Consider the following 929-nt stretch of genomic DNA (forward strand, 5'->3'; position numbering starts at 1 on the left):
CCCGGGTGGGGGCGGCCCCGGCTCCGGGCGGCCGGGCCGGTAGCGGAGCGCACGGCATGACCTCCACCTCCATCTCCACTCCCGGCGGCGCGCCCGGCGCTCCGCTGGTCGAACTGTCCGGCATCACCCGCAGTTTCCGGCAGGGCGACCTGACCGTGGACGTGCTGCGCGGCGTCAGCTTTTCCATCGCGCACGGCGAGTTCGTGGCCATCCAGGGGTCTTCCGGCTCCGGCAAGTCCACGCTGCTGCACATTCTGGGACTGCTGGACAGCCCCACTGCGGGCCGCTACGTGCTGGACGGGCACGACGTGTCACACCTGGACGACGACGCCCGCTCGGAAGCGCGCAACCAACTGACCGGCTTCGTGTTCCAGAACTTCTACCTCATCCCCTACGCTACCGCGCTGGACAATGTGCTGCTGCCGGGCCTGTACAGCCACAAGAACCTGCGCGCCCAGCGCAAACGGGCGGAAGACCTGCTGCACCGCGTGGGACTGGGCGACCGCATGGACTTCGTGCCCGCGCGTCTTTCCGGCGGGCAGCAGCAGCGCGTGGCCCTGGCCCGCGCCCTGCTGAACGACCCCGCCCTGATCCTGGCCGACGAACCCACCGGCCAGCTCGATTCCACCACCAGCGCCGACATTCTGGACCTGTTCGCGGACATCAACCGCACCGGCAAGACCGTGGTGGTGGTAACCCACGACGCGGAAACCGCCGCACGTGCGCGGCGGCGCATCGTCATCCGCGACGGGGTCATCGAAAGCGACGGCCTGCACGGCGATGCGGCGGCAGGTGGAGCCTCCGCATGACCACCCCGGCTGGCACCGCACCCGGCCCGGCACCTGATCCGACTATTGGTGCGGCCACTGGTCCGGCATCTGGCCGCTTCGGCGGGCGGAGCCTGCCCGCGCTGGCCCGCGAGGGCTGGC

Annotated in this window: 1 protein-coding gene; it reads left to right on the forward strand. The window is 70.9% G+C overall.

All coding sequences use genetic code 11. The features are described from left to right. The first annotated feature begins 56 nt into the window (after nt 1-56). A complete protein-coding gene (locus FVW27_RS17145) occupies nt 57-809 on the forward strand; it encodes an ABC transporter ATP-binding protein (protein ID WP_167127495.1) in 753 nt (250 codons plus the stop codon). Nucleotides 810-929 lie beyond the last annotated feature (120 nt).

Origin of the sequence: Nitratidesulfovibrio liaohensis, assembly GCF_011682075.1 — a bacterium.
In the GTDB taxonomy this organism is placed as follows: Bacteria; Desulfobacterota; Desulfovibrionia; order Desulfovibrionales; family Desulfovibrionaceae; genus Cupidesulfovibrio; species Cupidesulfovibrio liaohensis.

Coding starts and splice junctions, on each gene's coding strand:
- FVW27_RS17145 (WP_167127495.1), top strand. CDS start 57: ATGACCTCCACCTCCATCTCCACTCCCGGCGGCGCGCCCGGCGCTCCG.